Below are 24,821 nucleotides of genomic sequence, written 5' to 3' on the forward strand. Positions count from 1 at the left end.
ACCCGCGGCACTCGTGTGGGGGGGGCGGTGCCCGGGGGGGTGCAGACCGGGAAGGCGCCGGAGCGGGGCGCCTTCCCGGTGCCGCGCCGGTGCTGTGGCCGGGAAGGCCGGCAGGTCGACCTCTCCGGTCGCGGCGGCGCTAGCGCGCGTGGTGGGCGGCGATCCGCTGCAGGCGGTGCGCGAAGTGGGCGGTGACGGCTTGGGCGTGGGTGTCGATGTAGAAGTGGCCGCCGGAGTACTCGTTGTGGCCGAGGTAGGCAGGGGTGCGTCCGGCCCAGTGGGTCATGGCGTCCGGCTCCTCCTGCAGGGGGTCGGAGCGCCCGCCGTAGGAGGCGAGCGGGCAGGCGACCCCGGCGCCGTCGTCGACGTACTGGGCGGCGACCCTGAGGTCGGCGCGGAGCGCGGGGACCACGAGGGCGAGCATCTCGGGGTTGTCGTAGATCTCGGCCGGGAAGGAACCCAGCTTCTTGATCCACTCGACGAGTTCGGACTCGGGCATCCGGCTCTGCTCCTCGGTGGGCTGGAAAAAGCCCTCGGGCGACCAGCCGGACATGCCGACCATGACGGGTGCCGGGCCGCCCTCCTCCTCCATGCGGATGGCCAGCCGGAACGCCAGCTGGGCGCCGAGGCAGTGCCCGAAGAACGCGAACGGCCGGTCGTCCAGGTCGTCGAGCACGGCCTCGTGCAGCGCTTCGAGCAGTGGCCAGAACGCCTCGTGCGTCGGCTCCTCCCGGCGGTTGTGACGGCCCGGCAGGGTCACCGCCTGCGGGGCGATGTCGGGCGGCAGCAGGCTCTCCCAGTCCCGGTAGATGATGGCGCCGCTGCCCGCGTGCGGGAGCAGGAACAACCGGATCGAGGCGTCGGGCGAGGGCTCCACCGGGTGGAACCACTGGCCCGCGCGGGACATCCGGCTGCCGGCGGCGCCGGTGGCGTCGGTGGCCGTTGCGTTGGTGGTACTGGTCACGACTGTGTACTCCCCACGGTGGTGGACGGGTCGAGGGCGCGTACCGCGGGCAGCAGCACCTCGGCGATCTCCTTCAACTGCGGTTCCGGGTCGAGCGATCCGATCCTCAGGACCAGGTGGCGGGCGCCGGCCCGGACGTAGCCGCCGAGCCATTCGGCGCACTGCTCGGCGCTGCCCCAGGCGTAAGCCTGGATGGTGCGCATCTGACCGAGGGAACGGCCGTAGTAGTGGCTGATGTAGTGCTCCAGTTCGGCCTCGGCCGCCCGCTCGTCGCGGTTCACCGTGATCGTCGCGTACAGGGCGGGGGTGACGGCGCCGGCGGGGCGGCCCGCCTCCTCGGCGAGCTCGGCGATCCGGCGGCGGGCCCGGCCGTAGGCGTCGGGGTCGGGCAGGAACGGCAGCCAGCCGTCGTAGCGGGTGGCGGCGCGGGCGAGCACCTTGGGGGTGTCGCTGCCGGCCAGCCACAGCGGCGGGCCGCCGGCGGTGGCCGGGGAGGGCAGCCGGTCGAGGCGGTCGGCCTGCCAGTACCTGCCCTGGAAGTCGGCCGGTTCGCCCTCCTGTCCGGCGCGCCAGGCCGTGCGCCACAGGGCGGTGATCTCGTCGAGGCGTCCGACGCGGCCGGTGAAGCCGGCGCCGACCGAGGCGAACTCCTCCTCCGTCTCGGGCATGGGGAAGCCGGAGCCGAGCCCGAGGACCAGCCGGCCCGCGGCCACGTGGCTGAGGCTCGCGACCATGTTGGCGCCGATCAGCGGGTGGCGCAGGGCCGGGGTCAGGGCGGCGGTGCCGACGGTGATCCGCTCGGTGGCGGCGGCAGCGGCGGCCAGGACGACGAGCGGGTCCAGGCGGGGGCGGGCGGTGAGTGAGTCGCCCGCCCAGAGGGAGTCGAATCCCAGGGCCTCGGCCTGCCGGGCGAAGCCCAGCAGCGGGGCCGCCGCGTAGGTGCCGTTGATGGCCTGTTCCCGGGTGGGCAGCAGGATGCCGACGTGCAGGGGCCCGTTCATGGGCGACGACCTTTCTGTGCGCGGTGGCTGTCGCGGTGTCATGCGACCGTGCCGGCCAGCGGGTCCGGGGCCGGTGCCGTCAGCCGCTCCCGCACCGCGCGGCGCAGGATCTTGCCGGAGGGGTTGCGGGGCAGGGAGTCGGTGAAGTGGTAGGCGGTGGGGATCTTGTAGTCGGCGAGCCGGCCGCGCAGGGAGAGCAGCAGCTCGCGCGGGTGCGCCTCGGCGCCGGGGCGCAGGACGACGACCGCGTGCACGCTCTCGCCCCAGTGCTCGTCGGGCAGGCCGACGACGGCGGCGTCCGCCACGGCCGGGTGCGCGGCGAGCGCCTTCTCGACCTCGGCCGGGTAGATGTTCTGCCCGGCGACGATGATGGTGTCGTTGATGCGGTCGCACAGGTGGAGGTGGCCGTCCTCGTCGAGGTAGCCGGCGTCCCCCATGTGCAGCCACTCCCCCACCAGGGTGCGCGCGGTGGCCTCGGGCAGGTTCCAGTAGCCGAGCATCCGGGACGGGGCGCGCACGCAGATCTGGCCGATCGCCCCGGGCGGGAGGGGGTCGCCGTCGGGGCCGATCACCTTGACCTCGTTGCCGGGGCACGGCCTGCCGACCGAGTCCAGTACCGGGCTGCCCGGGTGGTGCGCCTCGGGCGGCAGGCACACCGCCACACTGCCGGTCTCGGTACTGGCGTAGATCTGCGCGAACTCGCAGCCGTAGGTCTCCAGGCACTGCTTGAGCAGGGTCTCGGACATGGGCGCCGCGCCGTAGGCGATCTTGCGCAGGGAGGTGAACGCCTCCGGTCCCGCGCCGCGTTCGACGGCCATCATCTGGAGCATGGCGGGGGCCGCGAAGGTGGTGGTGACCTTGTGGGTGCGGATCAGCCGGACCGCTGCCTGCGGGTCGAACTGCGGCATGATCACGTTGGTGCCGCCCGCGTTGAAGGTGTGCAGGAACCAGCCGATGCCCGCGACGCCGAACCCCGGCAGCGAGATGAGGCTGACGTCGTCGGGCAGCCAGTCGATCCAGGCGACGCCGTGCTCGCGCATCGCGTGCGGCAGGGTGAAGAAGCTGCGGTGGGCGAGGACGGCGCCCTTGGGCAGTCCGGTGGTGCCGCTGGTGTAGATCTGCACCACGGCGTCGTCGGGGCCGGTGCCCGGCACCGGCTCGGAGTCGGGCTGGTCGGCGGTCCAGGCGGGCAGGCCCGTGCCGCGGGCGGGTTCGCCGTCGGCGTCGGTGCCGTCGACGCGGATCACCCGCCGCAGACCGGGCAGTTGGTGGCGCACCGCGGCGACGCTGTCCCAGAACTCGTCGTCGACGAAGATCAGGGCGGCGCCGGAGTCGCGCAGGATGTGGTCCACCTCGGTCGGGGTGAGCCGCCAGTTGACCGGCACCAGGACCGCGCCCGCCTTGGCGCAGGCGAGCATCACCACGTAGTAGTTCTCCGACTCGCGACCCAGGTAGGCGACCCGGTCGCCGCGCCGCACGCCGCCGGCGCGCAGGGCGTGCGCGGCACGGTTGCTGTCGCGGTGCAGCTTGTCGTAGGTGGTGACGCGGCCCTCGCAGATGATCGCCGGGTGGTCCGGCCGGCTGCCGGCGTGGGCCCGTGAGGAGTGGGCGAGCGTCCAGCGCTCCCTCGGTGTGCCGCTGGATATGTCAGTCATGATCCGTCCTTGTGTGCGTCAGGCGGCCGGCACCGGCTCGAGCTGCCCGCAGAGGAACTGGGCCAGCTGCCGCACGGTCGGGTGGTCGTGGGTGAGCGAGGCCGGCAGGGGCAGCCGGAACGCCTGCTCCAGGGCGGCCTTGACCTGCTGGGCCATCAGCGAGTCCAGGCCCAACGAGACGAACTCGGTGTTCGGGTTCAGTTCGTCGCCCTCCTCCAGGTGCAGGACGACGGCGACCTTCTCGCGGACGACCCCGGTCACGGCGGCGGTCCGCTCGGCCGGCGGGAGGGCGGCGAGCGCGGCGAGGTCGGGGCCGGTGCCGTCGTCGGAGGCGTTGCGGGCGAGCCGGTCGTAGAACAGGTCGCCGGTGACGCTGCCCGAGACGTAGCGGTCCCAGTCGAACTCGCCGACCACCCGCTGGGTGCGGGGGCGTCCCCAGAGCCTGGCCAGGGTGTCCAGGGCGCGGGTCGGGGAGAAGAAGCGCACCCCGCTGCGTTCGATCTCCTGGCTGAGGTGCTCCTCCAGGCGGGCCGACATGCCGACCCGTGCCCAGGCGCCCCAGTTCACCGACAGGCCGGGCACGCCCCGCCGGACGCGCCACTCGGCCAGGGCGTCGAGGGCGGCGCTGGCCGCGGCGTAGTGGCCCTGGGTGGCGCCGCCGAGGACCGAGGCGATCGAGGAGTAGGTGACGAAGAAGTCCAGTTCCGGGAAGGAGGACTGGGCGGCCTCGTGCAGCAGCCAGCCGCCGTACGCCTTGGCCTCCAGCTGGGCGTCGATGGCCTCCCAGGTCAGCTCGGCGACGAGCTTCTTGTCGTAGGCGCCAGCGGCGTGCACGATCCCGCCCACCGGGTGCGGGCCGGCCGCGAGGTGCCGCACCAGCCGCCGCACGTCCTCGGCACGGCCGATGTCGGCCTGTACCAGGTCGAGTTCGGCGTGCCCGGCGAGGTCGGCGAGGACGGGGGCGGCCTCCTCGGTGGGCCGTCCGCTGCGGCTGACCAGCGTCAGGTGGCGGGCGCCGAGGGCGATCAGCTTGCGGGCGGTGACCAGGCCGAGGCCGCCCAGACCGCCGGTGACGAGGTAGGTGCGGTCCGGGCGCAGGGCGGCCGGGACCTCCTCGGCGGGGGCGGCGGGCTCCGCCTCGGGGGCGTCCGGGAGGGTCACCCAGGACTGTCCCGACGGGTCCGACAGGGCGGACCGCAGCGCTTCGCCGGTCTCGTCGAGGCGGAAGTGCCGGGCGCCGTCGTCCTCTTCGGCGAGCGAGGCGTGCACCACGGCCGCCGCGGGGACGGTGAGCGTTGAGCGGAACGTGCCGTCGCGGCGTACGAGGACGTCGTCGCCCGGCGCGAACCCGGTGCCCTCGGCCGCGGCGAGGACCGTGCCGGTGGCCGCGGTGCCGAGCAGCGGCGGGGGCTCCTCCTGCGCGCCGAGCAGTTCCTCGCGCTCCGCGCGGCCGGTGTCCAGGGCGGTGCGGGCGTCGTCGGCGGTCAGGCCGACCGACCGGACGCGGATCTGGACCTCGTCGGCCGCCGGGGGCACGTCCGTGGCGGCGACCAACGCGAGGTCGGACAGGTCGCCCGAGTAGGGGGCGCGCAGCTCGAAGCCGCCGGACCAGGTGAGCGGGGCGTCGCCGGAGAGGAGCCGGCGGACGTAGCGGCGGTTCGGACGGTGGGCGACCTGGTACTCGCCGGGCGGTTCGGCGTGCCACTCCTCCAGCAGCGGGGTCAGGCCGCTGCCGGGGGCGACGTCGACCAGGGTGGCCCGGTACTGGGGGTACTCGGTGAGCAGCACCCGGCCGAAGCCCCAGAGCGTGGCGGCGGCCAGGTGCCCGCCGTCGCCGGCCGGGTCGCCGGGCAGCCACTGGGCTCCCTCGGTCACCAGCCACAGGCGGGGCGGCCGGGGGGTGCCCGCGGCGTCCAGCGCGGTGATCAGGGCGAGCAGTTCGCGGTAGTTCTCCTCGCACTCGGCGCGCAGCCGGTCGGCGGACATGGTCTGCGGGAACTGCCGCCATACGCGGCAGACGTCGGTGACGGTGGGGTCCTCCAGGGCCGCCTTTAGTTCGGTGAGGCCGGCGCCCCGGGTGACCTTCAGGCCGGGCCGTCCGGCGAGGTCGGCGGCGCGGGCGGGCGACGGGTCGAGCAGCACGACGTGCCGGGCGGGGGCGGTGGTCTGCGGTGCGGGCAGGGCGCGGCGGACCCACTCGGGGCGGTGCAGGAACCGGCGGCGGCCGGTGCTGCCCTCGGGGCGGGCCAGGCGGACGCCGAGCAGTTCGGCGACCGGGTCGCCGTTCTCCAGGAGCAGCACGTCGGCGGTGCGGCGGTCCTGGTCTCCGTGCACCCGGGCGAGAACGCGCAGCTCCTCGCCGCGGGGCTTGCGGAAGTGGCGGACCGAGGCGACGCCGCGGGGCACGAACACTGGGCCCTCGGGGTCGAGGGCGACGCACGCCTGGACGGCGGCCTCCACGAGTTCCGCCGGCACGTGTTCGACGGCGGAGGCGTTCCGGCCGGTCAGCTCCCCGGTGACCAGACCGTCGGCGTGCCGGGCGGCGCGCAGCAGCAGCCGCATCCGGGAGCCGTGCGGGCGGCCGACGGAGGCGAGGTCGGTGTAGATGTCCTCGTCGTCGATCTGCGTTCCGGCGGGGGCGAGGCCCGCGTCCAGTTCGGCCAGTTCGGAGACGGGGACCACCGGTTCGGGATCGGCGGCGATCACCGCGGTGGCGTGCACGTCCTCCTCGCCGCCGACGACCGTGAACACCGCCACCTCGGCGCCCCCGCCCGGCAGCGGCCGCCAGCGGGTGGTCAGGGCAATCCTGGTCTCGGCGGGAACGTCGAGCGGCGCGAGCAGCCGGAGGTCGCGCACGGCGGACCGGGCGTGGCCCCGGACCGCGTCCTGGACCGCGAACAGCAGGTCGACGTAGGCCCCGGCGGGCAGGGTGGTGCGTCCACCGTCGGCCAGGTCGGCGAGCGGGCCGAGGTCCTCGGCGGTGAACTCCGCGGTGAACTCCCGTACCCCCGAGGCGAAGCGCTCCTCGGTGCCGAGCAGCGGGTGGCGGGCGGTGCCGCCCGCGGCGGCGCGGCGGGGTCCGGCGGCCGGCAGCCAGTAGCGCTTTCGCTGGAAGGCGTAGGTGGGCAGATCCGCCTTGGCCGGCACGGCGTGCCCGGCATGGTAGCCGGACCAGGAGACGGTGAGTCCGGCGGCGTAGTACTCGGCGAGTGCGGTCAGGGTGGTGGTGGCCGTCCGGTCCCGGCGGCGCAGGCTGGCCAGCCACAGGTGGTCCTCGGCGGCGACGCCGCGCCGGGCGAGCGCGGTCAGCGCGGCCTGCGGGCCCATCTCGATCATGGCGTGCCGGCCGCGCCGGGCCACCGCGCGGATGCCGTCCAGGAAGCGCACGCGTTCGCCGATGTGCCGCACCCAGTAGTCGGGGGTGCCGATGTCGCGGAACCGGGCGAGCCGCCCGGTCACGTTGGAGATCAGGCTGATGGCCGGCTCGTGGAACTCGATGCCGTCGAGAGCGGTGCGGAAGTCGTCGTAGACCTCGGCCATCTGCGGGGAGTGGAAGGCGTGGGAGACCGCGAGCCGGTCGACGCGCACGCCGCGCTCCTTGAGGATGGCGCAGACCTCGTCCAGGGCGGGGAGGGCGCCGGAGACGACGCACTGGTCGGGGGCGTTGACCGCGGCCAGGGCGAGGTCGGGGCGGCTCTCCAGGAGCGGCTCGACGTCCTCGGCGGGGGCGGCGACCGCGGCCATGCCGCCCTCGGCGCGCACCGCCTGCATCAGCCGGGCCCGCGCGGCGACCAGCCGCACGGCGTCGGGGAGGCTGAACAGGCCGGCGACCGCGGCGGCGACGACCTCGCCGATGCTGTGCCCGACGAGCACGTTGGGGCGCACGCCCCAGGCCATCCACTGCCGGGCGAGGGCGTACTCGAGGGCGAACAGGGCGGGCTGGGTGTACTCGGTGCGGTCGATCGCCCCGGGGTCGTCGGCGGTGCCGAGCAGCAGGTCGCGCACGGAGCGGTCCAGGTGCTCCGCGAACAGCCGGTCGCACGCGTCGACGTGGGAGCGGAACTCCGGGAGGGCCTCGTAGAGGGCGGCGCCCATGCCGGCGTACTGGGAGCCCTGGCCGGTGAACATGAAGGCCGTCTTGCGGATGCCGCTGGGGCCCTCGTGGTCCTGGCCGGCCGCCCGGTCCAGGAGCCGGGCCAGGGCGGCGCGGTCGGCGACCGGGGCGGCGACGCGGTAGGGATGGTGGGTGCGGGCGACGTTGGCGGTGTGGCAGAGGGCGTCGAGGGGGAGGCCGGGCCGCTCGTCGAGCAGCCGCCGGTGGTTCGCGGCCTGCTCGCGCAGGGCGGCGGAGCTCTTGGCGGAGAGGGTGAACAGCGGGGCGGCGGGCGGGCCGAAGGACTGCGGCGCGGGGCTCGCCGCCGGTGCCTGCTCCAGGACCACCGCGCCGATGGTGCCGGCGAAGCCGAAGCTGTTCACGACCGCGCGGCGCACCTCGGCCCGCCATGGCTCGCATGCGGTCGGCACGCGCAGCGGGTAGAGGTCCCAGGGGATGCGCCCGGACGGGGTGGTGAGGTTAAGGTGCGGGTAGATGGTGCCGGAGCGCAGCTGCAGCACCGTCTTGATGACGCCGACGATGCCGGAGGCCGGCTCCATGTGGCCCAGGTTGGTCTTCACCGACGCGGCGAGCACGGGGTTGTCGGCGGTGTGCGACTCGGCGAACACGTCTCCGATGGCGCCGAACTCGATCGGGTCGCCGAGCGGGGTGCCGGTGCCGTGCGCCTCCACGTACTGGATGTCCTCGGGGTCGAGGCGGGCCGTGGCCAGCGCGGCGCGGATCACCTTCTCCTGAGCGGGGCCGTTGGGCACGGTCAGTCCGGCGCTGTCGCCGTCCTGGCCGACGGCGGTGCCGCGCACCAGGGCAAGCACCCGGTCGCCGTCACGCTCGGCGTCCGAGAGCAGCTTGAGGACCAGGACGCCGCAGCCCTCGGCGCGCGCGTAGCCGTCGGCCGACTCGTCGAAGGTCTTGCACTGCCCGTCCGGGGCGAGCATCCGTGCGTTGGAGAACATCACCGGGATGCGCGGGTGGTGCAGGGCGTTGACGCCGCCGCACAGCGCGATGTCGGTCTCGCCGGAGCGCAGGGCCTGCACCGCCAGGTGCAGTGCGACCAGGGAGGACGAGCAGGCGGTGTCGACGCTCATGCTGGGCCCGCGCCACCCCAGGAAGTATGACAGCCGGCCCGACAGCGGGAACATCGTGATGCCGGAGGCCAGGTGGCCGTCCATCTCCTCGTACGGCAGGGACTCCAGCTCGAGCGCGTAGTCGATGGAGCTGGCGCCGACGTAGACGCCGCCGTTGCCGCGGCGCAGCGGTGCCGGGTCGATGTTGGCGTGCTCCAGGGCCTGCCAGGCGGTCTCCAGCAGCAGGCGCTGCTGGGGGTCCATGTACCGGGCCTCCTTCGGGGAGATGTTGAAGAAGGCGGCGTCGAAGAGGTCCACCCGGTCGAGGAAGCCCCCCGCGGTGGTGTGGATCTTCCCCTTGTCCTCGGGGGTCTCGGGGGTGAACGCGGCCACGTCCCACCGGTCCTGCGGGATCGGGCCGATCCCGCTGCGTCCCTCCCGCAGGAAGGTGTCGAACTCGTCGGGCGAGGTGCTGCCGCCGGGGAATCGCAGACCGATTCCGACGATCGCGACCGGCTCGGGCGGCTGCTGGGACTCCGCACGCGGCATGGAGAGACTCCTTAGCTTCCCTGAGAGGAACTGTCCTGGACGGCCTGGGTCAGGTGGTCCACCAGATGGGCGACCGTCGGCTCGTTGAAGAGCACGTTGACGTTGATGGAGAGATCAAGGAGCCGCTCCAGGCTCTGCCGTATCTCGGTCAGCCGCAGTGAGGTGAGGCCCAGATCGAAATAGCTGATGTCGAGCGGGAGGTCCTCGGATTCGTCCATGAGGAGAACCGACCTGAATTTCTTCAGGACGATCGATTCGATTTCTTCGGCGAGTTCGGCGCGCGGCAAATCACGCAGGCGCTGGACAGTGCTGTCGACGGGTGGCATGCGGTCATGCAAGCAGCGCAGGCTGACGCCCCACTGACGGACGGCGGGGCCGGCTTGGCTGAATCAGCCCCCTGTCAGCGCCGGGTCAGATTCCGCTGCCACGCTCGCACTGCTCCGAAAAATCCGCTCGCCAAAGGTGAAAGGCTGAAGATGCTTCGCGAAGCCGCGCAGGAGGAGAGTGCCGAGGCACCTTCCGATATCAAGAGCTATGACCTCTACATCGCGGGCAAGGACGTCGCGGGTGACGGGTGGGTGTACACCGTCAGCGGCCGGTCCCTGCTGGAAGACGTGTTCACCAGCGTGAGCCTGAAGCGCGCCCTGGAGCAGGACCCGGAGTCGGAGGCGGCCAGGCACCCGTACGTCGTCGGGCGCTGCGCGGTCGCGGACGACGCGTCCATCGACCTGGCCACGCAGGCCGCGGCCGCCGCCGCACCCGACTGGGCGGCCGTGCCGCTGGAGCGGCGGATGCGGCTGGGCACCCGGTTCCGCGAGGAACTCATCAAGCACCAGGACGAGTTCCTGCGCATGCTGGTCGCCGAATCCCACCCGGTCAAGCTGGCCCGCTGGGAGCTGAGCTGCCTGCTGCAGATCTACTCCCCGGGCTCCCTGCGCTGGTACACCAAGCAGATGCGGGTGGAGAAGGAGTACGCCGGCCGCACGCTGGTGCTGCACCGCCAGCCCGACGGTGTGGTGGCCTTCAACCCGCCGCAGAACGCACCCCTGCCGAGCGCCGCCCTGTGCGTGCTGGCGCTGATGGCCGGCAACGCGGTGGTGGTGCGGGCGCCGCGCAGCATCGCGCTGAGCACCATGTGGCTGCTGCGGGACGTGGTGGCGCCGCTGCTGGAGGAGATGGACGCGCCGGCCGGGGTGCTCAACGCGGTGTGCAGCAACCCCAAGCAGACCATGGACCGCTGGATAGCGGATCCGCTGATCAACGACATCTTCTACATCGGCGGCAGCCAGGAGGGCCTGCGCTTCGAGCAGCAGTGCGTGGCGCACGGCAAGAAGCCGATCCTCGAACTGGCGGGCAACGACGGCATCGTGGTGTGGAAGGACGCGGACGTCAAGTGGGCGGCCGAGGCCATCACCGAGGCCTTCTACGGCTCCGGCCAGATCTGCATGGTGCCCAACTACGTGCTGGTGCACCCGGACATCGCGGACAGCCTGATCGCCGAGGTGAAGGAGCAGGTCAAGGGCATCCGACCGGGCCTGCCCGAGGAGGAGGACGTGCTGCTGTCGCCGGTGCGGCGCAGCGAGCGGTTCTTCCGGCTGCTGCGGCAGGCGCTGGACAACGGCGCCGAGCTGGTCACCGGCGGCCACCGCACCGAACTGGACGGCACGCCCTCGGAGACGGGGGTCTTCCTCCAGCCGACGGTGGTGCGCGTGGACGGCCTGGACCGGGCGCGCACCTACGACGTGGTGCGCGAGGAGACGTTCTTCCCGCTGGTGCCGATCGTGGTTGCCGAGCGGGAGGACGACGACGCCCTCCTGGAGGCGTTCCTGCGCTTCGTCAACAGCAACGACTACGGGCTGCGCAACTCCCTGTGGTCGCGTTCCGACCACGTCATCGAGACCTTCGTGCGGCGGGTCGTCAACGGCGGCCTGCTGAAGGTCAACGACTCCCACATCGGCTTCCTGCCCTACCTGCCCAGCCACGGCGGCACCGGCCGCACCGGCGGCGCCTTCGGCGAGGCCAACTACCCGATGCTCAAGACCTCCCACGTGCAGGGCGTCAGCATCGCCCGCGGCGTCAGCCCGTACGACGCGGTGTTCGGCGCCTGACCGCCCTCCGCCCCTGTACCCCGCCGTTTTCGATGGAGGCTTCCGTTGCGTTCCCTCGACCTCGCCCGCTCCGTCTGCGAGCGCTTCCACCCGGGTCTGCTCAAGGAGCTGGACAAGATCCCGTACACCGATCGCGAGCGGCCCGGCAGCCCGGTGATCGACCTGTTCCGCATCCACGGCGGGGTCGGTCTGCTGATCCCCGAGGAGTACGGCGGCCACGGCGCCGACGCCCTGGACGCGATGCGGGTCCAGCTGGCCCTGGGCGCCGTGTCCCCGTCGCTGGTGGCGGCCGTGTCGATGCACCACTTCACCACCGCGATGCTGTACTCGCTGGCCGTCAATGCGGGCCGGCTGACCGACGAGCAGACGGCCCTGCTGCGCCGGATCGTGCCCGACCAGCGGGTGATGGCGTCCGGCTGGGCCGAGGGCCGGACGGCGCAGAACATCCTCAAGCCGGCCGTGACCGCCCGCCCGGTGCGCGACGGGTTCCTGCTCACCGGCGCCAAGAAGCCGTGCAGCCTGTCCCGTTCGATGAGCCTGCTCACGGCGAGCGTCGCCATCCACGCCGACGACGGCGAGCCGGAGCTGGCGCTCGCCCTGGTGCCGGCCGACGCGCCCGGCCTGACCGTGCACCCGTACTGGGGTAACGACCTGCTGGCGGGCGCGGAGAGCGAAGAGGTGCGGCTGGAGGACGTGTTCGTACCGGCCGGCATGGTCGTGCGGGCCGGCGCCGACGACCCGCACCGCCTCGACGACCTCCAGTCGGCCGGGTTCGTCTGGTTCGAGCTGCTGATCTCCGCCGGGTACGCGGGCGGTGCGCTGGAGCTCGTGGAGCAGGTGCTGGAGCGCGAGCGCGGCAGCGTGGCGGAGCGGGCCTCCCTCGCCGTGGACATGGAGACCGCGGTCGCGCTGCTGGAGGGCGTCGCGCGGGCGACCGGCTCGGAGCCCGGTGACGAGGAGTCGGTGGCCCGCGTACTGGTGGCCCGGTACGCCGTGCAGAACGCCCTGCCCGACATCGCCTCCCGCGCCCTGGAACTGCTGGGCGGCCTGGACTTCATCCGCGGCTCCGGTCCGGCACAGGCCGCGGCCGCGCTGCGGGCCCTGGCCTTCCACCCACCGTCGCGCGCCGCCGCCGCCGAGCCGCTGCTGCGCTGGTTCGGCGGTGGCGAGCTCGTCCTCGCCTAGGGCCGCGGCCGGGACGGTTCGCCGGCCGGTGAAAGCCCGGTCACGGCACCGCTGCCGCGGCCGGACAGGCCCCCGGCCGCGGCACGGTCCCGGTCCTGTCCGCAAGACCCCACGACCCCTTGGAGTGAGCCACACGTGACCGTCATCCAAGAAGCCCCGGCGGCTTCGTCCGCCGACACCGAGGCAGAAGTTCTCGGCCTGTACCGCGCGCATCTGAGCAAGGGCCGGGCCACGCTCGCCGAACTGTTCGGCAGCCACATGGAGGTGGCGTCCGAGGGCGCCTGGCTCACCACCAGCGACGGTGAGCGCTTCCTCAACGCCGGCGGCTACGGCGTGTTCGTGATGGGCGCCCGCCACCCGATCGTGATGGAGGAGGTGGAGCGCCAGCTGCGCACCCACCCCACCGCGACCCGCATCCTGCTGGAGCCCACCGTGGCCCGCGCGGCCGAGGCGCTGGTCTCGGTGCTGCCGCCCGGTCTGGACCGGGTGCACTTCGCGCTGTCGGGGGCGGAGGCGGTGGAGACCGGCCTGAAACTGGCCCGCGCGGGCGGTTTCAAGCGCACGGTCTCCATGCGCGGCGGCTACCACGGCAAGACCCTCGGCGCGCTGTCGGCCACCGCCAAGGAGGTCTACCAGCGGCCGTTCCGCCCGCTGGTGCCCGACTTCCTGCACCTGCCCTTCGGTGACGCCGACGCCCTGGAGGCCGAACTCGCCGCCCACCCGGGCGAGGTGTGCGTCATCCTCGAACCGGTCCAGGGCGAGGGCGGTGTGATCATCCCGCCGAAGGGCTACCTCAAGCGCGTCGAGGAGCTGGTGCGCGAGTACGACGGCTTCCTGGTCCTCGACGAGGTGCAGTCCGGCTTCGGCCGGCTCGGCGAGTGGTGGGGCGCCGACATCGAGGGCGTCGTCCCGGACGTCCTGCTCGCCGGCAAGGCGCTCGGCGGCGGGGTGATGCCGGTCTCGGCGGCCGTCGCCACCCGCAAGGCCTTCCGTCCCTTCGACAAGGACCCCTACGTCCACACCGCCACGTTCTCCGGCCAGCCGGTACTGATGGCCGCGGTCCAGGGCGCCATCCGGGCCGTGAAGGAGGAGCGCCTGGTCACCAGGGCGATGGACCTCGGCGCCCGGCTGCTGCCGGCGATCACCGAGATCGCGCGCCGCAACATCCCCGACCTCGTGGTGGACGTGCGCGGCCGGGGCCTGCTGATCGGCGTCGAGCTCGTCGAGGCCGGGCTGGCCGGCGAGTTGCTGATCGAACTGTTCAACCACGGCGTGGTCGCCAACCATTCGATGAACGGCAGCTCGGTGGTGCGGTTCACCCCGCCCGCCGTGCTCGGCGACACCGACGTGGACTTCCTCCTCAACTCCTTCGACCTGGCCACCCGCGACCTCGTACGGGGCGCGGCCAAGATGCCGGAAGGCGGTAACTGATCGTGAGGCACGTCGAACTCGATGCTCTGATACCCGGGGAGCAGGCCGAGACGGTCCTGCACGCCGTACGGCGCTGGGAGCGGTTCCCTGACCTGGCGCCCCACGTCAACGCGACCACGGTGCACGCCGCCTACCCCGACCCCGCCGCCTCCTCCAGCTGGGAGCTGCACTTCCGCAGCGGCCTGCTGCGCTGGACCGAGGACGACACCGTGCTGCCGGAGCAGGGCGAGATCCGCTTCGAGCAGTCCGACGGGGACTTCGACTCCTTCTCGGGGACCTGGTCGGTGACGCAGGACGGCGGCGACGTCGCGGTCCGCTTCGACGCCGACTTCGACTTCGGCATCCCGAGTCTGGAGGGCATCCTCGACCCGATCGCCGAGCGGGTCATCAAGGAGACCGTGGCCTGGGCGCTGACCGGTCTGTTCCCCGCCGTGCGCATCAGCGGCGGCATCGAACTCACCCCGTCCGCCGCAGTCGGCGCCTAGCGCATCAGGGAGCTGCTGACCATGGACCAGGCAAACCCGTTCGAGACACCGCGCACGTACTCGCTGCACCGCGCCGAGTACTTGGTGGGCTTCGCCGTCACCACCGGCCTGATGATCGCCCACTTCGACGAGATCCGCTGGCTGCCGGCGATCGCCCTCTTCCTCTACATCGACCTGATCGGATACATCCCGGGCGCGATCGCGTTCCGGCGCAGTGGCGGGCGGCCGATCCACAAGGCGTACTACGTCCTGTACAACGTGATGCACAGCCTCATCACCCAGGCCGCCGTGGCCGCGCTGTGGTGCTGGCTGGTGAAGCCGGAGTGGGCGCTGCTGGTGCTGCCCTTCCACCTCTTCGGCGACCGCGGGCTGTTCGGCAACTTCATGAAGTCCTTCGCGCTGCCCTTCGAGCCGGTCCGCCAGCCCGGCTACCTGCGGCTCCTGGACGACCTGGGCCTGCCGCACCCCAATCCGGTCGGGCATGTGACGGACCCGGTGCCAGTCGGGCACGTCCCGGTCCGCGAGCCGGTGCCGGCGCCGCGGGAGGACACCGCCGCGGCGCAGGAGACCCCGGCGCCGGCCGCCGTGGCCGGAGAGTCCGCGGCCAGGCAAGCGGAGGCGCTGCGATGAGCACCGCCACCGCGACCGGCCCGCGCACGCGCCGGCCCGTCCGCCAGGACCCGGCCGAACGGCGCCGGGCGCTCTACCACCTGGCGTCCCCGGTGTCGGTGCTGACCACCGGCCCGCAGAGCCGGATGCACGGCACCACCGCGAGCACGGTCACCCTGGTCTCGCGCGAGCCGCTGCTCGTCGGCGTCGTGCTGCGGGCCGGGTCGTCCTTCGCGCGGCGGGCCGCCGCCACGGGCCGGTTCGCGATCAACGTGCTGGACGGCGAGCAGGCGGAGGTGGCCCGCCGGTTCGCCGACAGCGGGCGTCCCGACGGCAGCGCCCAGTTCGCGGGCCTGGCCTGGACGGCGGACCCGTACGCGCAGGCCCCGCTCATCGCGGGTGCGCTCGCCCACTACACCTGCCGCTTCCACTCCGCCCACGCCGCGGGCGACGGCGAGCTGCTGCTCGGCCACGTCGTGCGCGCCAGGGCGGACGAAGGGCACCCCCTGCTGAGTTACGCCGGCCGCCTGCACGCCGGCACCCTGCACCCGGCGAAGGAGGCCGCGGCGTCATGACGCAGTCCAAGGTACTCGTGGCCCCCGAGGCCGACTGGGACAAGGCGCCCGGTCTGCTGGACGGGGCGAAGGAACTCACCCTCGGTCCCGAGGAGTGCGACCTCGCCTACTGGATCACCTCGGTGGCCCAGGGCACGCTGCGCGACCGCGGCGTGACCGGCCACCACGACGACGCGATCGTCCCGGACTTCCTGAAGGAGCCGGGCCCGCTGCGCGAGGCGCTGGTGCTGGAGTTCGGTCTGCGCGGGCTGTCCGAGGAGCTGGCCACCCGGCTGCTCGGCCACTACGTGTCGATCGCGCCCGGCATCCCCGAGATGGAGTTCTACGCCACTCAGTTGCTCGACGAGGCACGGCACGCCCGGGTGTTCCGCAACCACCTGGTGGAGCTGGGCATCCCGGCCGACACGCTCCTGAAGAGCATCGACGAGATGGCCCGGGACTACCGCGCCCGGGTGCTGGACCCGGTGGTCGACTTCACCCTCGACATCGTCCGGGACCAGGCCGACTTCCCCGGCGGTGTCGCCGTGTTCGCCATCGTCATCGAGGGCGTGCTGGCGCCTGCCGCCGAGCTGAGCGAACGCAAGTGGACTCCCCTGTCCCCGGCCACCGGCGAGATCTCCCGCGGCACCGCGATCGACGAGATCCGCCATCTGACGGTGGCCAGCACCATCCTGCGCGACCACGCGGCCGCGCACCCCGAGTACCGTCCGCGCCTGCTGGAGATCCTGCGGGCCGGCGTGCGTCTGTGGGACGAGATCCCCGACCGGGAGTTCGTGATCCACCGCGAGGAGCTGTTCCAGGAGGGCATGCTCCGGCACGCCGACCGGATCGGCGACTACGAGATCTGGCCCGGCGTGCGGATGCTCGACACCACTCCCGAGCAGCGCTACGACATGGCCGAGCGGTGGACCGACGAGATGGCCGAGGCCCGGATGGCCTACATGGGCCTGCCCCTGGAGGTCCTCAGCAGTCCGGGGCCGGGCGCGTGAGCACCCGACGGGCCGCCGTGGTCTGCGGGATCGGGTCGTACGTCCCGCCCGACGTGGTCACCAACGAGGATCTGGCCCGGAGCCTGGACACCTCGGACGACTGGATCCGCTCGCGCACCGGGATCGCCCGGCGCTGTGTGGTCGCCCCGGGCACGGCGACCAGCGACCTGGCGGTCGAGGCGGGCCTGCGGGCGCTGAAGTCGGCGGGAGACGGGCGGGCGGGCGCGGTGGTGCTGGCCACCACCACCCCGGACCAGCCGTGCCCGGCCACCGCGCCGCAGGTCGCGGCGCGGCTCGGACTCGGCGAGGTGCCCGCCTTCGACGTGGCCGCCGTCTGCTCCGGCTTCCTGTACGGCCTGGCCAGTTCGGCGGGCCTGATCGCCGCCGGGGTGACGGACCGGGTGCTGCTGATTGCCGCGGACGCGTTCACGACGATCATCAACCCCGAGGACCGCACCACGGCGGTGATCTTCGCGGACGGCGCGGGCGCGGTACTGCTGCGGGCCGGCTCCCCCAGGGAGCCGGGCGCGGTGGGCCCGCTCGTGCTGGGCAGCGACGGCGGGCTGAGCCATCTGATCGAGGTGCCGGCCGGAGGGTCGCGGCAGCGGTCGTCCGGCCGGGAGCCCGCGCCGGAGGACCGTTTCTTCCGGATGGTGGGCCGCGACACCTACCGGCACGCGGTGGAGCGGATGACCGTCGCCTCCACCGAGGCGGCAGAGCGGGCCGACTGGCGGCCGTGCGACGTCGACCGGTTCGCCGCGCACCAGGCCAACGCCCGCATCCTGGACGCGGTCTCGGAGCGGCTCGGCATCTCCGGCGAACGGCGGCTGAGCAACATCGCACGGGTCGGCAACACCGGCGCCGCCTCACTGCCGCTGCTGCTGGCCGAGAGCGCGGCGGAGGGAAGGCTCACCGCCGGGCACCGGCTGCTGCTGACCGCGTTCGGCGGCGGGCTGTCCTGGGGCGCGACCACGCTGGTCTGGCCCGAGGTGCAGACCATCTGACGTCCCGTCACGGGCGGGGCCCGGGCAGGCCCCGCCAACAAGCGTTGTCCGACACAGCGGAGAACGGGCGCTTGCGCCTTCGAGAGAACTGTCGAAAGGAACCGACATGCTGGAGCAGCTCAAGGAGATCCTGTCCAACAAGCTCAAGGTGTCGCCGGAGGCCATCACCCCGGAGGCCACCCGGGAGGACATCGAGCTGGACTCGCTGGCCGTGGTGGAGCTGTCACTGCTGCTGAAGTCCGAGCTCGGCCTGGACGTCAGCGACGACGACCTGCTGGAGGCGGAAACCGTGGCCGACATGGTCCGGCTGATGGAGGAGCGGAGTGCGAAGGTCTGATGGCCGGCATGGACATCGCCGTCACCGGGCTCGGCCTGGTCACCCCGGGTGGTATCGGGGTCGGGCCGAGCTGGGCGGCGGTCTGCGACGGCAGGCCGGCCGCCGCCCTCGATCCGCTGCTGACGGACAACCCCGTACGTATCTCCTGCCGGGTGCCCGGCTTCGACCCCGAGCGCCTGCTGAGCGCGCGGCGGGCCCACCGCCTGGACCGGTTCGTCCAGTTCGCGCTGGTCGCCGCGCACGAGGCGGTGGCCGACGCGGGCCTCGATCCGCAGACGTGGGACGGGGCGCGGGTGGGTGTGGTGCTGGGCTGCGCAGACGGCGGCCCCGGCACCGTCGAGGAACAGCACCACGTGCTGCGCGAGCAGGGCGCCGACCGGGTCTCGCCGCTGCTGCTGCCCATGCAGCTGCCGAACATGCTGGCCGGGCAGACGGCCATCGAATTCGGGGCGACCGGGCCCAACCTGGTGGTGGCCACCGCCTGCGCCTCGGGCGCGACCGCCATCGGCACGGCCCGGGACCTGCTCGCCCTCGGCCGCTGCGACATCGTCCTCGCGGGCGGCAGCGAGGCCATGGTCACCCCACTGGTCATGGCCGGCTTCGCCCAGATGGGGGCGCTGTCGAAGCGGCACGACGACCCGGCCTCCGCGTCCCGGCCGTTCGACGCCGACCGGGACGGCTTCGTCGCCGGTGAGGGCGCCGGCATCCTCGTCATGGAACGGGTGGCGGACGCCCGCGCCCGCGGCGCCCATGTGCACGGCCGGATCATCGGCTACGGCGCCACCGCCGACGCCCACCACATGACGTCGCCGCACCCCGACGGCGCGGGCATCGAGGCCGCCGTCCGCGCCGCGCTCGCCGACGCGGGCGCGGACCCGGACGACGTCCAGCACGTCAACGCCCACGGCACGTCGACACCGCTGAACGACCTGGCGGAAGCCCGCATGATCGGCCGGACGCTGCGCGGGGACCCGCTGGTAACGTCCACGAAGGGAGTCACCGGACACCTGCTCGGCGCGGCCGGGGCAGTCGAGGCCGCCTTCACCGTGCTGAGCGTCGAGCACGAACTCGTGCCCCCCACCGCCAACCTCGTCATGCCCGACTCCAGGATCGACATCAAACTCGCCCAGGCCGCCACCTACATGCCCATCGACCTCGCCCTGAGCAACTCCCTGGGCTTCGGCGGCCAGAACACGGCCCTGGCCATCGCCCCGGCCTGAACGGCCCGGACACGTACCGGCAGCCGCCCGCGGAGCACCTCCGCCGGGCGGCTGTTCCCGTGCGGCACCCGGCCGCACGGCACCCGCCCCGCCGGTCCGCGGGCCACCCCATCCCGCCACACGTCAGGAGTCCACCGTGCACGATCCCCAAGAACTGCTGAAGGACGGGCCGCAGGCCGTACGGCGGCTGGCCCGCCGCCGCCACGACCTCGACCTGGCCGCGCTGGCCGACGCCCTGCGCGAGCGCAACGGCGCGCAGGCGGAGGTGACCCGGCTGCGGACCGAGGTGAACCGCACGGCCAGGGCCCGCCGCTCCGGCCCGCCGACCGAGGAGGAGAAGGCGTCCGCCCGGGCGCTGCGGACCGAGGTACAGGGGGCCGAGGCCGCCGCCCGCACGGCCGCGGCACACCTGACCGAGCTGCTGCTCTCCGTCCCCAACATCCCCCTGGACGCAGTCCCGGACGGCGACTCGGAGAAGGAGACCGTGGAGATACGCCGGGGCGGTCCCGCTCCGCGTCCGGCGGACGGTGCCCGCCACCACGCCGACATCGGGGAGTCCCTCGGCATCCTCGACGGCCCGGCCGCGGCCCGGCTGTCCGGTGCCCGTTTCTCCGTCGCCCGCGGGGCCGGGGCACGACTGGAGCGGGCCCTGCGCGACTTCCTCCTCGACCTGCACACCCGCGAGCACGGCTACACCGAGCAGTCGGTGCCGTTCCTGGTCGACCGCGACACCATGACCGGGACCGGACAGCTGCCCAAGTTCGAGGACGACCTGTTCCGCACCCAGGTCGGTGAGCGGGAACTGTTCCTGATTCCCACCGCCGAGGTCCCGCTGACCAACCTGGTGGCCGGCCGGCTCCTCGACTCCCGCTCGCTGCCGCTGGCCTTCACCGCCTGCACGCCGTGCTTCCGGGCGGAGGCCGGGGCCTACGGCCGGGACACCCGCGGCATCCTGCGGCTGCACCAGTTCGAGAAGGTGGAGCTGGTGCGCGTCTGCGCCCCCGAGGACGCCCCGGCACAGCTCGAGCTCATGGTGAACCACGCCGAGGAGTGCCTGAAGCGCCTGGAACTGGCGCACCGCGTGGTGCTGCTGCCGGCCGGCGACCTCGGGTTCTCCGCCCGGATGACCTACGACGTCGAGGTGTGGCTGCCGGGCAGTGGCTCCTACCGGGAGATCTCCTCGGTCTCCGACTGCGGCACCTTCCAGGCGCGTCGCGCGGACATCCGCATCAAGCGGCCCGACGGGAGCAGGACGCCGGCGGTCACGCTGAACGGCTCGGCGCTGCCGATCGGCCGCACGGTCGCCGCGCTGCTGGAGCAGGGCGCGCGGGAGGACGGCTCGGTGGTGCTGCCCGAGGTCCTCGTCCCGTACACCGGCTTCCGGCGGATCCTGCCGGGCGGGGACACCGCGTAGGCGCCGTCGGGCGCCACCTCGAAAGGGGCGGGAGCCGGGTCCGCGACCCGCTCCCGCCCCTTTCGCCGCGCCCGGCCCGAGGCTCAGGCGCCCATCATGTGCACTCCTCCGTCGACGTGCACGATCTCTCCCGTGGTGCGCGGGAAGAAGTCCGACAGCAGGGCGACGACCCCGCGGGCCGCCGGGTCCGGGTCGGTGGGGTCCCAGCCCGCCGGGGCCCGGTGCTCCCAGACCCCGGCGAGGTCGGCGAACCCGGGGATGGACTTGGCCGCCATGGAGCGCAGCGGTCCCGCCGCGACGAGGTTGCAGCGGACGCCGCGACCGCCCAGGTCCCGGGCGAGGTAGCGGCTGGTCGACTCCAGGGCGGCCTTGGCGACGCCCATCCAGTCGTAGCGCGGCCAGGCGACCGCGGCGTCGAAGGTCAGCCCGACCACCGAGCCGCCGCGCCGCTCCATCAGCGGCAGGCAGGCCGTGGTCAGCGACTTCAGGGAGTACGCCGACACGTGCACGGCGGTCGACACGTCGTTCCAGTCGCCGTCCAGGAAGGAGAAGGCGCCCCGCGGCCCGTAGGCGATGGAGTGCACCAGTCCGTCCAGGGTGTCGGTGTGCTCGCGGATCCGGTCGCCGAGGCCGTCCAGTTGCCGCTGGTCGGTGACGTCGAGTTCGAGCACCGGGGCCGGCTTCGGCAGCCGTCCGGCGACGCGCTCGATCAGGGAGAGGCGCCCGAAGCCGGTGAGGACGACCTCGGCACCCTCCTCCTGGGCGATGCGGGCCGTGTGGAAGGCGATGGACGCGTCCGTGACGACCCCGGTCACCAGGATCCGCTTGCCGGCGAGGAGTCCGCTCATGTCCGGGTCACCGCCTCGGGCAGGGCCCGCACCAGCGGGGAGTCGTGGCCGAGGGCGCCGAGTGCGGCGGCGCCGCCGGGCGCGCCCACGGCGGCGAAGAAGTCGGCGTTGGAGGCGGTGTGGTCGCCCCACTCGGGGGGCACGTCGTCCTCGAAGCGGATCGCCTCGACGGGGCAGACGGGTTCGCAGGCGCCGCAGTCGACGCACTCGTCGGGGTGGATGTACAGGGCCCGGCGGCCCTCGTAGATGCAGTCCACGGGGCACTCGTCGACGCAGGAGCGGTCCTTGACGTCGACGCAGGGCAGCGCGATGACGTAGGCCATCGTCAGCTCCTCTTCGTCGCGGGGGTGGTCGGGGGGCCGGGGACGCCGTCGACCGGAGTCCCGGTGGTGCGCTCGCCCAGCAGCAGGACGGTCGCCGCCAGGGCCGCCATCGCCGCGGCGATGACCCCGAACAGGGCACCGGGGCCGTGCGAGTCCAGGACCGGCAGCAGGACGAACGGCAGTGCGGCAGCGCTGAGTTTGGACAGCGAGTAGGCGGCTCCGGACGCGGTGGCGCGGATCGCGGTCGGATACTGCTCGGAGAGGTACACGTGCGAGACGCTGGAGAAGACGTTGCTGCACAGGGTGTAGACGAAGCCGAGCGCCACGATGAGCACGGGGGATCCGGCATGGGCGAAGCCGAGGCCGGCCACCATCATCGCCGCCGCGGAGGCCGCCACCAGCGTCCGGCGCTCGAACCGGTCGACGATCGGCAGGGCCAGCGCGGAACCGACCGGGTAGCCCAGGAAGGACAGCGCGGTGAAGCCGATGCCCGCGACGATGCCATAGCCCTTGGCCGCGACGATCTGGGGGGCCAGCGTGCCGAAACCGTAGTAGCCGACCACGGACAGCACGCAGAAGATCCACAGCACCACCGTGCGGCGCCGCATGCCGCGGCCGAACACGTCGCGCACCCGGTGGCGCACCGCGGCCGGTTCCACCGGTCCGGCGGTGTCCGCGGCCACCGGGCGAACCGTCGCGGGACGGTCCGGGTAGGCCTGCTTCTCCATCTCGGCCACCAGCAGCTCGGCCTCCTCGGTGCGGCCCTGGGCGGCCAGCCACCTCGGCGACTCGATCAGCCGGCGGCGCAGCACCCACACCACGGCGGAGCCCAGCGACCCGATCACGAACAGCCAGCGCCAGCCGTCGATGCCCAGCGGGGACAGGGGCACCAGCCACAGTGCGGCGAAGCCGACGGCGGGCACCCCGCAGAAGGCCAAGGTGTAGGCCCAGGCGATGTACCGGCCGCGCCGCTTGGCGGGCAGCACGTCGGCCAGGTAGCAGTCGGACAGCACCTGTTCGGCACCGATGCCGACGCCGGCCATGAACCGGGTGACGATCAGCCAGGCGGCGTTCGGCGAGAAGGCACCCAGCAGGGAGAAGCCCGAGTAGATGGCGAGGTTGATCAGGAAGGCCCGGCGCCGGCCGAACCGGTCGGCGATCCGGCCGAGCACCAGCGAGCCGATGAACTGGCCGATGAACACCGATGCCAGGACGAGTTTGAGCTCGGTCGACCCGAAGGCGAAGTCGCTCTGGAGCACCTTGGCGATGGTGCCCGAGAGGTTGTTCTCGAAGGTGTCGAAGAGCAGCCCGATGCCGATGACCATGGTGAGTCTTCGGTGCATCGGGGTGATCGGCATGCGGTCCAGGCGGACCCCGATCGCGGCGGGAGCGGTGACACCGACCGCCACCGTGGTGGTCTGGGACATGGGGAGGCTCTCCTTGGACTCCTGATTCTCAGGGACTCCGGTGAGGGAACCGCCCGGGCCGACGGCTGGCCCGGGCGTGCGGCCCAGGGGCCGGGGCTGTGGACGCGTGGGGGTGCGGGGCCGTGCGGGACCGGAGCGTGGGGACTCCCGGACCGGCGGCGACCGAGGGCGCGGGCCGGGTCAGGCCGCCTGGGCCGCGCGGCGCCTGATCTCCTCCTCCACGGTCCCGGCCCGCACCGGCTCACTGACCTCGTGCAGGTAGGAGGCGACCTCCCGGTAGGACGTCCAGAAGCCGACCTCGTGGTACGGCACCCCGCGCTCGGCGCAGTAGGCGCGGGTCAGTTCCCGGGCGCGCGGCAGGTGCTTCTGCGGCATGGCCGGGAACAGATGGTGCTCGACCTGGTAGTTGAGGCCGCCGTAGAGGAAGTCGACCACCGGGTTCGGGCGGATGTTGCGGGAGGTGAGGACCTGGCGCTCCAGCCAGTCCAGGGTCTCCTCCTCGCCGTCGCGGACGTCCATGCCCTTGTGGTTCGGGGCGAAGATCATGCCGAAGTAGACGCCCAGGGCGGCGTGCTGCACGAGGATGAACGCGACGGCCAGGACCGGCGAGAGAACCGTGAAGACCAGGGCGCAGTAGACCGCGGCGCGCAGCACGACCAGGAACGACTCCAGCACGGGCCGCCTGGTCTTGCCCTGCGCGATGGACACCACGGCCGTCCGGAGCATCTTGAAGCCCTCCAGGACGAGCAGCACGAAGAAGAGCACGCTCTGGTGGCGCACGACGAACTTCTGCGTGCCCCGCCGGCTGGGGTACTGCTTGACGTCGAAGATGACGGTGCGCCGGCCGATGTCCGGGTCCTTGTCCAGGTGGTTGGGGTTGCTGTGGTGCCGGTTGTGGTGGTTGACCCACCAGCCGTAGCTGACCCCGTTGACGAGGTTGGCGTGGATGTAGCCGACGGCGGAGGCTGCCTTCTTGCTGCGGAACATGGCCTTGTGTCCGGCGTCGTGCCACATGAACGCCGACTGGCCGCCGCACAGCCCCATCCACAGGGCCGTCAGCAGCTGCCACCAGGAGTCGCCCAGGGCGAAGAACGCGGCGAATCCGATCAGCAGCAGGGTGGTGTTGAGCGCGAGACGGCCCACGTAGTAGCGCGGGTCGAGGTCGAGGAGACCTTCCGCCTTGACGCGTTTGAGGAGCTCGGCGAACGTCGCCGAGGCGCCGGTGCGCGGGCCGGCCGCGGAGGCGGCTGCTGCCCCGGCTTCTGAGGCGGCTGGTGCCCCGGCTTCTTGTGTGTGCGGACGCTGCATGCGTTGCTCTCCTTGGGAGAAGTGCCCGGTTCGGGCGGCGGCGACGCTGCCCCGCGGACCTGCGGGCGCCGCGAGTCGACAGTGCTCCCGCGGGCGGTTGGGCACGCGCGGGCGTGCCCGCCCGGCGGTCCGGGGACGCCGGAGCACAGTGCGGTACTCCGCCGGGGGACCGCCGGACGAACACGTGTCCAGCGTGCTGCGCCGCGCTGAT

General features: G+C 73.1%; 20 protein-coding genes. 11 read left to right on the forward strand and 9 right to left on the reverse strand.

The genetic code is table 11. The annotated features are described in order from the left end of the window. Nucleotides 1-139: 139 nt before the first annotated feature. Genes TU30_RS29805 through TU30_RS29825 form a run of 5 tightly spaced genes read right to left on the reverse strand, consistent with a single transcriptional unit; the run spans nt 140 to nt 9,565 of the window. On the reverse strand, nt 140-907 hold the full coding sequence (locus tag TU30_RS29805) for a thioesterase II family protein (RefSeq protein ID WP_026281427.1): 768 nt from the start codon (nt 905-907) through the stop codon (nt 140-142). A 53-nt stretch (nt 908-960) separates the two neighbouring features. Then, the gene (locus tag TU30_RS29810) at nt 961-1,965 is read right to left on the reverse strand and encodes an LLM class flavin-dependent oxidoreductase (protein ID WP_042176007.1); all 1,005 of its coding nucleotides are present in this window, start codon (nt 1,963-1,965) and stop codon (nt 961-963) included. A gap of 38 nt (nt 1,966-2,003) precedes the next feature. Next, complete coding sequence (locus TU30_RS29815; RefSeq protein WP_042176009.1) at nt 2,004-3,620, reverse strand: fatty acid--CoA ligase; 1,617 nt, start codon at nt 3,618-3,620, stop codon at nt 2,004-2,006. 18 nt (nt 3,621-3,638) lie between these two features. Continuing rightward, complete coding sequence (locus TU30_RS29820; protein WP_042176012.1) at nt 3,639-9,347, reverse strand: type I polyketide synthase; 5,709 nt, start codon at nt 9,345-9,347, stop codon at nt 3,639-3,641. A gap of 11 nt (nt 9,348-9,358) precedes the next feature. Continuing rightward, on the reverse strand, nt 9,359-9,565 hold the full coding sequence (locus TU30_RS29825) for an acyl carrier protein (RefSeq protein ID WP_234308033.1): 207 nt from the start codon (nt 9,563-9,565) through the stop codon (nt 9,359-9,361). Between the two features lie 258 nt (nt 9,566-9,823). Here TU30_RS29825 and TU30_RS29830 point away from each other — a divergent pair, with 258 nt between their 5' ends. The 11 genes from TU30_RS29830 to serS all read left to right on the forward strand — a co-directional run bounded on the left by TU30_RS29830 (nt 9,824) and on the right by serS (nt 20,704). Further along, entirely contained in the window at nt 9,824-11,455 is a 1,632-nt protein-coding gene (locus TU30_RS29830; RefSeq protein ID WP_042176018.1) for an aldehyde dehydrogenase, read from the forward strand. A gap of 45 nt (nt 11,456-11,500) precedes the next feature. Beyond that, nucleotides 11,501-12,640 (forward strand): acyl-CoA dehydrogenase family protein, encoded by a 1,140-nt coding sequence (locus TU30_RS29835; protein WP_042176019.1) that lies wholly within the window; start codon nt 11,501-11,503, stop codon nt 12,638-12,640. 135 nt (nt 12,641-12,775) lie between these two features. Next, the gene (locus TU30_RS29840) at nt 12,776-14,071 is read left to right on the forward strand and encodes an aspartate aminotransferase family protein (RefSeq protein ID WP_042176021.1); all 1,296 of its coding nucleotides are present in this window, start codon (nt 12,776-12,778) and stop codon (nt 14,069-14,071) included. A gap of 2 nt (nt 14,072-14,073) precedes the next feature. Next, nucleotides 14,074-14,556 (forward strand): type II toxin-antitoxin system RatA family toxin, encoded by a 483-nt coding sequence (locus TU30_RS29845; RefSeq protein WP_042176023.1) that lies wholly within the window; start codon nt 14,074-14,076, stop codon nt 14,554-14,556. Between the two features lie 21 nt (nt 14,557-14,577). Then, a complete protein-coding gene (locus tag TU30_RS29850) occupies nt 14,578-15,186 on the forward strand; it encodes a hypothetical protein (RefSeq protein WP_042176025.1) in 609 nt (202 codons plus the stop codon). After that, on the forward strand, nt 15,183-15,740 hold the full coding sequence (locus tag TU30_RS29855; protein ID WP_042176027.1) for a flavin reductase family protein: 558 nt from the start codon (nt 15,183-15,185) through the stop codon (nt 15,738-15,740). Before TU30_RS29850 ends, TU30_RS29855 begins: the two co-directional genes overlap by 4 nt. Continuing rightward, nucleotides 15,737-16,729 carry a VlmB-like protein gene (locus TU30_RS29860; RefSeq protein ID WP_042176029.1) on the forward strand — a complete coding sequence of 331 codons (993 nt, stop codon included), beginning with the start codon at nt 15,737-15,739 and terminating at the stop codon, nt 16,727-16,729. The genes TU30_RS29855 and TU30_RS29860 overlap by 4 nt, the downstream gene beginning before the upstream one ends. Further along, a complete protein-coding gene (locus TU30_RS29865; protein ID WP_042176032.1) occupies nt 16,726-17,733 on the forward strand; it encodes a beta-ketoacyl-ACP synthase III in 1,008 nt (335 codons plus the stop codon). The genes TU30_RS29860 and TU30_RS29865 overlap by 4 nt, the downstream gene beginning before the upstream one ends. Before the next feature lie 106 nt (nt 17,734-17,839). Next, nucleotides 17,840-18,070: an acyl carrier protein gene (locus TU30_RS29870; RefSeq protein WP_018888444.1), complete on the forward strand. Its 231-nt coding sequence runs from the start codon at nt 17,840-17,842 to the stop codon at nt 18,068-18,070. Then, nucleotides 18,070-19,290 (forward strand): beta-ketoacyl synthase, encoded by a 1,221-nt coding sequence (locus TU30_RS29875; protein ID WP_018888443.1) that lies wholly within the window; start codon nt 18,070-18,072, stop codon nt 19,288-19,290. The genes TU30_RS29870 and TU30_RS29875 overlap by 1 nt, the downstream gene beginning before the upstream one ends. 136 nt (nt 19,291-19,426) lie before the next feature. Continuing rightward, nucleotides 19,427-20,704 (forward strand): serine--tRNA ligase, encoded by a 1,278-nt coding sequence (serS, locus tag TU30_RS29880; protein WP_042176037.1) that lies wholly within the window; start codon nt 19,427-19,429, stop codon nt 20,702-20,704. An 83-nt stretch (nt 20,705-20,787) separates the two neighbouring features. On the opposite strand, the gene fabI is transcribed toward serS, so the two are convergent. The 4 genes from fabI to TU30_RS29900 all read right to left on the reverse strand — a co-directional run bounded on the left by fabI (nt 20,788) and on the right by TU30_RS29900 (nt 24,610). Then, nucleotides 20,788-21,552 (reverse strand): enoyl-ACP reductase FabI, encoded by a 765-nt coding sequence (fabI, locus tag TU30_RS29885; protein WP_030234948.1) that lies wholly within the window; start codon nt 21,550-21,552, stop codon nt 20,788-20,790. Then, complete coding sequence (fdxA, locus tag TU30_RS29890; protein WP_042176040.1) at nt 21,549-21,875, reverse strand: ferredoxin; 327 nt, start codon at nt 21,873-21,875, stop codon at nt 21,549-21,551. The genes fabI and fdxA overlap by 4 nt, the downstream gene beginning before the upstream one ends. Before the next feature lie 2 nt (nt 21,876-21,877). After that, on the reverse strand, nt 21,878-23,302 hold the full coding sequence (locus TU30_RS29895; protein WP_078878628.1) for an MFS transporter: 1,425 nt from the start codon (nt 23,300-23,302) through the stop codon (nt 21,878-21,880). A gap of 180 nt (nt 23,303-23,482) precedes the next feature. Further along, complete coding sequence (locus tag TU30_RS29900) at nt 23,483-24,610, reverse strand: acyl-CoA desaturase (protein ID WP_042176043.1); 1,128 nt, start codon at nt 24,608-24,610, stop codon at nt 23,483-23,485. Nucleotides 24,611-24,821 lie beyond the last annotated feature (211 nt).

The organism is Streptomyces sp. NBRC 110035 (assembly GCF_000829695.1).
In the GTDB taxonomy this organism is placed as follows: domain Bacteria; phylum Actinomycetota; class Actinomycetes; order Streptomycetales; family Streptomycetaceae; genus Streptomyces.

Coding starts and splice junctions, on each gene's coding strand:
- TU30_RS29895 (WP_078878628.1), bottom strand. CDS start 23,302: ATGTCCCAGACCACCACGGTGGCGGTCGGTGTCACCGCTCCCGCCGCG.
- TU30_RS29855 (WP_042176027.1), top strand. CDS start 15,183: ATGAGCACCGCCACCGCGACCGGCCCGCGCACGCGCCGGCCCGTCCGC.
- TU30_RS29815 (WP_042176009.1), bottom strand. CDS start 3,620: ATGACTGACATATCCAGCGGCACACCGAGGGAGCGCTGGACGCTCGCC.
- fdxA (WP_042176040.1), bottom strand. CDS start 21,875: ATGGCCTACGTCATCGCGCTGCCCTGCGTCGACGTCAAGGACCGCTCC.
- TU30_RS29810 (WP_042176007.1), bottom strand. CDS start 1,965: ATGAACGGGCCCCTGCACGTCGGCATCCTGCTGCCCACCCGGGAACAG.
- TU30_RS29860 (WP_042176029.1), top strand. CDS start 15,737: ATGACGCAGTCCAAGGTACTCGTGGCCCCCGAGGCCGACTGGGACAAG.
- TU30_RS29830 (WP_042176018.1), top strand. CDS start 9,824: ATGCTTCGCGAAGCCGCGCAGGAGGAGAGTGCCGAGGCACCTTCCGAT.
- TU30_RS29820 (WP_042176012.1), bottom strand. CDS start 9,347: ATGCCGCGTGCGGAGTCCCAGCAGCCGCCCGAGCCGGTCGCGATCGTC.
- fabI (WP_030234948.1), bottom strand. CDS start 21,552: ATGAGCGGACTCCTCGCCGGCAAGCGGATCCTGGTGACCGGGGTCGTC.
- TU30_RS29870 (WP_018888444.1), top strand. CDS start 17,840: ATGCTGGAGCAGCTCAAGGAGATCCTGTCCAACAAGCTCAAGGTGTCG.
- TU30_RS29850 (WP_042176025.1), top strand. CDS start 14,578: ATGGACCAGGCAAACCCGTTCGAGACACCGCGCACGTACTCGCTGCAC.
- TU30_RS29825 (WP_234308033.1), bottom strand. CDS start 9,565: ATGGACGAATCCGAGGACCTCCCGCTCGACATCAGCTATTTCGATCTG.
- TU30_RS29805 (WP_026281427.1), bottom strand. CDS start 907: ATGTCCCGCGCGGGCCAGTGGTTCCACCCGGTGGAGCCCTCGCCCGAC.
- TU30_RS29875 (WP_018888443.1), top strand. CDS start 18,070: ATGGCCGGCATGGACATCGCCGTCACCGGGCTCGGCCTGGTCACCCCG.
- TU30_RS29900 (WP_042176043.1), bottom strand. CDS start 24,610: ATGCAGCGTCCGCACACACAAGAAGCCGGGGCACCAGCCGCCTCAGAA.